The following is an 8,307-nucleotide window of genomic DNA, read 5'->3' on the forward strand; positions in this document are numbered from 1 at the left end:
AACCGAAGGGGCTTCGAACAAAGCACGGATGGGGAGTTCGGAACCCAGGGCGGATCGGATGCGGCTGACGAGGCGGGTAGCGAGGATGGAGTGGCCGCCGAGGTCGAAGAAGCTGTCATCGACAGAGACGGTGTCGAGGCCGAGAATCTCGGCGAAGAGGGCGGCGAGGATCTCCTCCTGCGGCGTGCGCGGCGCGCGTCCGGGGCCGGCGGTGAAGTCCGGCGCCGGCAGGGCCTTGCGATCGAGCTTGCCGTTGGGAGTCAGGGGGAAGCGATCCACCACGATCACGGCAGCTGGGACCATGTGATCAGGCAGGGTGTCGGTGAGGACCCGGCGCAGGGTCGCGGGATCGAGAATAGCGTCGGCCTCGGGCACGACATAGCCGATCAGCTGCTGTGATCCGGCCTGGTCTTGCCGCGGGATGACGGCGGCCTGGGCGATGCCCGGCAGGCGTGTAAGGGCGCTTTCGATCTCACCGGGTTCGATGCGGAAGCCGCGGATCTTGACCTGGTGGTCGGTGCGTCCGAGGAAGTCGAGGGCGCCGTCGGGGCGCCAGCGGGCGAGATCGCCGGTGCGATACATGCGCTGGCCCGGGGATCCGAAGGGGCAGGCGACGAAGCGTTCAGCGGTCAAGCCTGGGCGGTTGAGATAGCCTCGCGCCAGGCCGGCGCCGGCGACATAGAGCTCGCCCGGCACCCCGACCGGCACCGGCTGCAGCGACCCGTCCAGCACATAGACTTGTGTGTTCCAGATGGGACGGCCGATGGGGATGGCACTTGACCCGGCTACATCCCCGGTGACCTCGAACGTCGTGCAGCCCACGGTGATCTCGCTCGGGCCGAAGTGGTTGATCACGCGCACGGCGGGGAAGCGCTGCTGCCAGAAGGCGATGTCGCCGGGAACCAGCGCCTCGCCGCCGATCATCAGGGCCAGGGTTGGGCTGTCCCCAACACTGTTCTGCAACTCCTGATTGATGAGCTTGAGATGAGACGGCGTCGCCTTCACCAAGGTGTAAGGCCGCGCGTCCGGCCTGGTCGAAATAGATATCGCCTCGTCACCCGGCGGCAGCAGGGTCAGCGCCTGGCCGGCCACCAGCGGTCCGTACAAGGTGGTGACCAGCCCGTCGAAACCGATGGAATGGACCGTCGGCGAACCATGGCCCGGGGCCTCGTAATAGGCCTGGTCCGACCATCGCAGGTAATTCGCCAGGCTGGCGTGTTCGACGACGACGCCCTTGGGGATGCCTGTGGAGCCCGAGGTGTAGATGACATAGGCCGGATGATGGGGCCGCAGCGGCGCGGTGCGCTGCCCGTTGGTCGGGTCCGTGCTCGCTCCGCAGGCGATGTCGGTAGCGATATCCGGATTGTCGAGCATGATCAGAGGGGCAGCCCCTGTCGGCAGGCCGTGCAGGACCGTGCCGATCGAGATGACGGCCCTGGGAGTGCCCGCCGTGAGCATCAGGCGCAGCCGTTCGGCCGGGTAATCGGGATCGAGGGGAATATACGCCGCGCCGGATTTGAGGACGGCGAGGAGGGCGGTGATCAGCTCGATCGAACGTGGCAGAGCAAGCGCGACGCGGTCCTCAGGCCCGATGCCGAGGCCGATCAGGTGATGGGCGAGACGGTTGGCGCGGGCATTGAGCTCGCCGTAGCTGAGCGAGACGCCTTCGAACACCAGCGCCGTCGCCTCCGGGACGCGTTCGACCTGCCGTTCGAACAGCTGTGGCAGGGTAGCCTCGGGTAAGGGTTGAGTGGTCGTATTCCATTCGACCAGCAGACGCTGGCGCTCCGTGGGCGCCAGCAACTCGATGTCTCCGATGCGCCGAGCGGGGTCCTCGGCCATGGCTTCGAGCACGCGGACGAAGCGTCCGGCGAGGATCTCGATGCTGCCGCGATCATGCAGGTCGGTGGCGTATTCGAGGATGCCTTCGAGGCCGTCCTGGGTCTCGGCGAGGCTGAGGGTGAGGTCGAATTTGGCGATGTCGCTGCCAAGTGGCTCGGGCGTCAGAACTAGGCCGGGGAGGTCGAGGCTGGGCTGTGCGGTGTTCTGCAGGACCAGCATGACCTGGAACAGCGGGTGGTGAGTCTGGGAGCGGGTAGGATTGAGGATCTCGACCAGCCGCTCGAAGGGCAACTCCTGATGGGCATAGGCGGCGAGGGATGTGTCGCGGACGCGGCCGATGAGTCCGGCGACGGTGGGGTTACCCGAGAGGTCGGTGCGCAGGACGAGGGTGTTGACGAAGAAGCCGACAAGATCATCCAGCGCGGTGTCGGTGCGTCCGGCGATGGGGGACCCGATGGCGATGTCGTCGCCGGCGCCGAGCCGGGAGAGAAGCAGGGCCAGGCCTGCCTGCAGCAGCATGAACAGGCTGGCGCCGGAGGAGCGGGCGAGGGCACGGAGCTTCTGATGCAGCTCGGCCGGGATGAGAACCGGCAGATGGTTGCCGCGATGGGAGGGCAGGGCCGGCCTGGGTCGGTCTGAAGGCAGGGCAATGCAGTCGGGTAGTCCCGCGAGCTGCTGTTGCCAATAGGCGGCTTGCGAAGCGATCAGGCCGCCTGGGTCGCGGTCATCGCCGAGGAGGTCGCGCTGCCACAGCGTGTAGTCGGCATACTGCACCGGCAGCACCACGAACTGCGGTGCCAGATCCAGCAATCGGGCCGTATAGGCCAAGGTGAGATCTCGGGCCAGGGGCGCCATCGACCAGCCATCCCCGGCGATGTGGTGCACCAGGAGCAGCAGGACGTGGCTGTGTGCGCCCAGCCGGATCACCGTGGCACGAAGAGGGATTTCCTGCTCCAGCCGGATCGCATGGCCGGCAGCCTGCCGCAGCAGGTCCGGTAGCGTGCTCTCGACAGCATCGATCCGCTCCAGCACCGGCCTGGCGCGCGGATCGTCCACACCGAGGATCAACTGCTGCGGGGTGCCGTCGGCATCGGGGAAGAGGGTGCGCAGGCTCTCGTGGCGCGCGACCAGATCGGCCAGCGACGCCTTCAGCGCCGCGGCGTCCAACACACCATCGAGCCGCAGCGCCATCGGAATGTTGTAGGTCGGGCTGGGTCCCTCCAGGCGATAGAGGAACCACAGGCGCTGCTGGGCCGGCGACAGGGGCAGGCGCTCGGGCCGGGATCGGGTCGCGAGCGCGATCCGGGCAGCCCCGCCCTGTCCCAGCTTGTCGGCGAGCCTTGCGACGGAAGGGGCTTCGAACAGGGCACGGATGGGGAATTCGGCGCCGAGGGTGGAGCGGATGCGGCTGACTAGCCGTGTGGCGAGGATGGAATGACCGCCGAGATCGAAGAAGCTGTCGTCGATGGAGAGTGTGTCGAGTCCGAGGATTTCGGCGAAGAGGGCGGCGAGGATCTCCTCCTGCGGGGTGCGGGGCGTGCGTCCCGGTCCGGCGGTGAAGTCCGGGGCCGGCAGGGCCTTGCGATCGAGCTTGCCGTTGGGGGTAAGGGGCAGGCGGTCGAGCAGGACGATGGCGGCAGGGACCATGTGGTTGGGCAGCGTCGCAGCCAGGGCTTGGCGCAGAACAGCGGGGTCGAGGGCCGCCCCAGCCGCCGGTACGGCATAGCCGACGATCTGCTTCAGGCCGGCCTTGTCTTCGCGCGGGATGACGGCGGCCTGGGCGACACCGGGCAGTCGCACCAGGGCTGTTTCGATCTCGGCGGGCTCGATGCGGAAGCCGCGGATCTTGACCTGGTGGTCGGTGCGGCCGAGGAAGTCGAGGGCGCCGTCGGTGCGCCACTTCCCGAGATCGCCGGTGCGGTACATGCGCTGGCCCGGGGGGCCGAAGGGGCAGGCGACGAAGCGCTCGGCGGTGAGGCCTGGGCGGTTGAGATAGCCGCGCGCCAGTCCCGAGCCGGCGACATAGAGTTCGCCAGGCATGCCGACGGGCACCGGCCGCAGCGCCTCATCGAGGACATAGGCCTGCACATTGTCACGCGGCCCGCCGATCGGAATGCCGGCCGTCCCGTCGATCCCGGCGGGCAGGGCAAAGGTCGTGGCGAAGGTCGTGGTCTCGGTCGGGCCATAGCCGTTGACGAGATTGAGGCTGGGGTAAAGGGCCTGGAGCGCTCGGACCTTGTCGACGGGCAGGACATCGCCGCCGGCGACGAGTGTGCGGACCGCGGCAAAGGCGTCGGGCGCCTCGTCGACCAGGACGCCGAACAAACCGCTGGTCAGCCACAGGGCAGTGACCTGGTTCTCGACGACGACTTTGCGGAAGCTCGCGGCATCGAGCCTGTCGGGCGGGGCGATGACGAGGCTGCCGCCCTGGGCCAGGGCAACCCACAGCTCATAGGTCGAGGCATCGAAGGCCTGGGGCGAATGCACCAGGACGCGGGCGTGCGCGCCGTCCTGCCACCTCCGGTCGAGCACCAGCCCGACCGTGTTCCAATGGGTGGTGACGACCCCCTTGGGGGTGCCGGTGGAACCCGAGGTGTAGATCACGTAGGCCGGATGGTGGGGCGCGAGGGGCGCCACCCGATCGGCATCGCTTGGATCGGTGTCAGGTCCGGCGAAGTCCTGTCGATCGAGCCGGATGACGGGCAATCCCTCTGCCAGCAGGCCGTCCCCGACGGTGATCATCGCCCTGGGCCTGGCGTCATCGAGCATGAAGCGCAGCCGTTCGGCCGGGTAATCCGGATCGAGGGGGAGATAGGCGGCGCCGGCCTTGAGGATGGCGAGGAGGGTGACGACCAGTTCGATGGAGCGTGGCAGGGCCAGCGCGACGCGATCCTCGGGCCCGATGCCAAGGCCGATCAGGTGATGGGCGAGGCGATTGGCGCGGACGTTCAGTTCGCCGTAGCTGAGTGAGATCCCCTTGAACACCAAGGCCGTTGCGTCGGGCGTGTGCTGCACCTGCCGCTCAAACAACTCAGGGAACGTCGCGTCGGGCAGGGGCTGAGCGGTGTGATTCCACTCGACCAGCAGGCGATGACGTTCCGCAGGCGTCAGCAGTTCGACGTCGCCGATGGCCTGTCGGGGATCCTCCGCCATGGCCTCCAGCACACGGATGAAGCGGCTGGCCAGGATCTCGATGCTGGTCCGATCGTGGAGATCGGTGGCGTACTCGAACACGCCCTCCAGGCCGCCGGGTGTCTCGGCGAGGCTGAGGGTGAGGTCAAACTTGGCGATGTCGCTGCCGAGGGGCTCGGGGACTGCAACAAGGCCTGGAAGGTCGAGGCTGGCCTGTGCAGTGTTCTGCAGGACCAGCATGACCTGGACCAGGGGATGATGGTCCTGGGAGCGTGTTGGATTGAGGATCTCGACCAGCCGCTCGAAGGGCAGGTCCTGATGGGCATAGGCGGCAAGGGAGGTGTCGCGGACGCGGGCGACGAGATCGGCGACGGATGGGTTGCCGGAGAGGTCGGTGCGCAGGACGAGGGTGTTGACGAAGAAGCCGACGAGATCGTCGAGGGCGTCGTCGGTGCGGCCGGCGATGGGCGAGCCGATGGCGATGTCGTCTCCGGCACCGAGCCTGGAGAGGACCAGGGCGAGGCCGGCTTGCAGCAGCATGAACAGGCTGGCGCCAAAGGAGCGGGCCAGGCTGCGGAGCCTCTGGTGCAGCTCTGTCGGGATCGCCAGCGGCAGGTGACCGCCGCGATGGGAGGCCCGGGCAGGCCTGGGGCGGTCGCTGGGCAGGGCGATGCAGTCGGGCAGCCCGGCAAGCTGCTGCCGCCAATAGCTAGCCTGCGCAGCGATCAGGCTGTCGGGATCGTGGTCGTCGCCGAGGAGGTCGCGCTGCCAGAGCGTGTAGTCGGCATATTGCACGGGCAGCGGCACGAACTCCGGGGCCGAGCCTTGCAGCCGAGCGGCATAGGCCAAAGCGAGGTCACGGGTCAGCGGCGCGAGAGAGGCACCGTCGGAGGCGATATGGTGCACCAGGACTAGCAGCACATGGCTGTGCTCGCTCAGGCGGAACAGCGTGGCGCGAACCGGGATCTGGCGTTCGATATGAAAGACGTGGCCAGCGGCCTGCTGTAGCAGGCTCGGCATAACGACCTCATCAACATCGACCCGCTGCAGCACCAACCTGGCACGGGGATCGTCCACAGCCAGAACAAGCTGCTGCGGGACATCATCGGCATCTGGGAACAGCGTTCGCAGGCTCTCGTGCCGGCCGACGAGATCGGTCAGCGCCGCCTCCAGCGCCACGGCATTCAGAGCACCGTCGAGACGATGGGCGATAGGAATGTTGTAGGCCGCGCTCGGCCCCTCCAGCCGGTACAGGAACCACAACCGCTGCTGGGCGAACGAAAGCGGGATCATGATGCGGTTCTCATCGATCTGAGAGCGGGCCTGGGGCGTGCTGATACAACCAGCCTCCCCGCCAATCCGGCGACGGAGGGGGCCTCGAACAGGGCGCGGATGGGAAGTTCGGCGCCAAGGGCGGTGCGGATACGGTTGACGAGCCTGGTCGCCAGAACGGAGTGGCCGCCGAGATCGAAGAAGCTGTCATCGATGGAGACGGTATCGAGACCAAGGGTCTCGGCGAAGAGGGCGACGAGGATCTCCTCCTGCGGCGTGCGCGGGGCGCGTCCCGGGCCGGTGGTGAAGTCCGGCGCCGGCAGGGCTTTGCGATCGAGCTTGCCGTTGGGAGTCAGCGGCAGGCGATCCATCACGACCACGGCGGCCGGGACCATGTGGTCGGGCAAGGTCTCGGCCAAGGCACTGCGCAGAGTGGTGCGATCGAGAGTGGCGCCGGCCTCCGGCACGACATAGCCGACGAGCTGCTGGAGACCGGCTTGGTCTTCGCGCGGGATCACGGCGGCCTGTCCGACGCCGGTCAGCCGCGTGAGGGCGCTTTCGATCTCGCCGGGCTCGACGCGGAAACCGCGGATCTTGACCTGATGGTCGGTGCGGCCGAGGAAGTCGAGGGCGCCGTCGGGCCGCCATCTCGCCAGATCGCCGGTGCGGTACATGCGCTGGCCCGGCGACCCGAAAGGGCAGGCGACGAAGCGCTCTGCGGTCAGGCCGGGCCGGTTCAGATAGCCCCGCGCCAGCCCTGAGCCGGCGACATAGAGCTCACCCGGCACGCCGACCGGCACCGGCTGAAGCGACCCGTCCAGCACATAGATCGCCAGGTCCGGGATGCCGCGCCCGACCAGGCTGCTGGCTTGCTGGTCCAGCGCGGCTTGGTCGAGGGCGAGCTGGGTGACATGCACCGTGGTCTCGGTGATGCCGTACATGTTGACCAGGGTCGGGCGGTCATGGCCGTGGCGGTCGTACCAGGGCCGCAGCCGTTGGAGGTCGAGCGCCTCGCCGCCGAAGATGACGAAGCGCAGGGCCTGCCCGGCCTGCAGCTCGGGACGGGCGCGCTCTTCCTCGGCGAGTTGGTAGAAGGCCGAGGGTGTCTGGTTGAGCACCGTGACCTGCTCGCGGGCAAGGAGTTCGAGGAAGGCGGTGGGCGAGCGGCTGACGAGATAGGGCACGACGACGAGGCGGCCGCCATGGAGCAGGGCGCCCCAGATCTCCCAGACCGAGAAGTCGAAGGCGGTGGAATGGAACAGGGTCCAGGCATCGCTGTCGTCGAAGGCGAAACGGTCCTGGGTGGCACCGAACAGGCGGACGACATTCTGGTGCGGGACGACGACGCCCTTTGGGGTGCCGGTGGAGCCCGAGGTGTAGATGACATAGGCGGGATGGTGGGGCTGCAAAGGTGCCACCCGGTCGGCGTCGCTCGGATCGGTATCGGGCCCGGCGAAATCCAGGCGATCGAGCCGGATGAGAGGCACGCCCTCCGCCGGCAGGGCATCACCGATGGTGACCATGGCTTTGGGCCTGGCATCGGTGAGCATGAAGCGCAGGCGTTCTGCCGGGTAATCCGGATCGAGCGGCAGATAAGCGGCGCCGGATTTGAGGATGGCGAGGAGAGCGACGATCAGTTCGACCGAGCGCGGCAAAGCCAGCGCGACGCGGTCCTCGGGGCCGATGCCGAGGCCGATCAGGTGATGGGCCAGGCGATTGGCCCGGGCATTGAGTTTGTCATAGCTCAGCGAGACACCCTCGAATACCAGCGCCGTGGCATCGGGAGAGCGCCGGACCTGCCGTTCGAACAGCTGCGGCAGGGTGGCCTCAGGCAGGGGCTGAGCGGCGCGGTTCCACTCGACCAGCAGGCGGCGCCGTTCCTCTGATGTCAGCAGCTCGATATCGCCGACGGCCTGTCCGGGATCCTCGGCCATGGCCTCCAGTACGCGGATGAAGCGTCCGGCCAGGATCTCGATGCTGCCTCGGTCGTGCAGGTCGGTGGCGTATTCAAACACACCCTCGAGGCCGTCGAGTGTCTCGGCGAGGCTGAGGGTGAGGTCG

2 protein-coding genes are annotated in these 8,307 nt (G+C 67.9%); both read right to left on the reverse strand.

All coding sequences use genetic code 11. The annotated features are described in order from the left end of the window. Positions 1-6,267: non-ribosomal peptide synthetase (locus AC3XYG_RS36135; protein WP_489144733.1), on the reverse strand; the 6,267-nt coding region annotated here is incomplete at its 3' end. Further along, positions 6,264-8,307: non-ribosomal peptide synthetase (locus tag AC3XYG_RS36140; protein WP_489144734.1), on the reverse strand; the 2,044-nt coding region annotated here is incomplete at its 5' end. The genes AC3XYG_RS36135 and AC3XYG_RS36140, both read right to left, overlap by 4 nt.

Source organism: Inquilinus sp. (assembly GCF_057815775.1).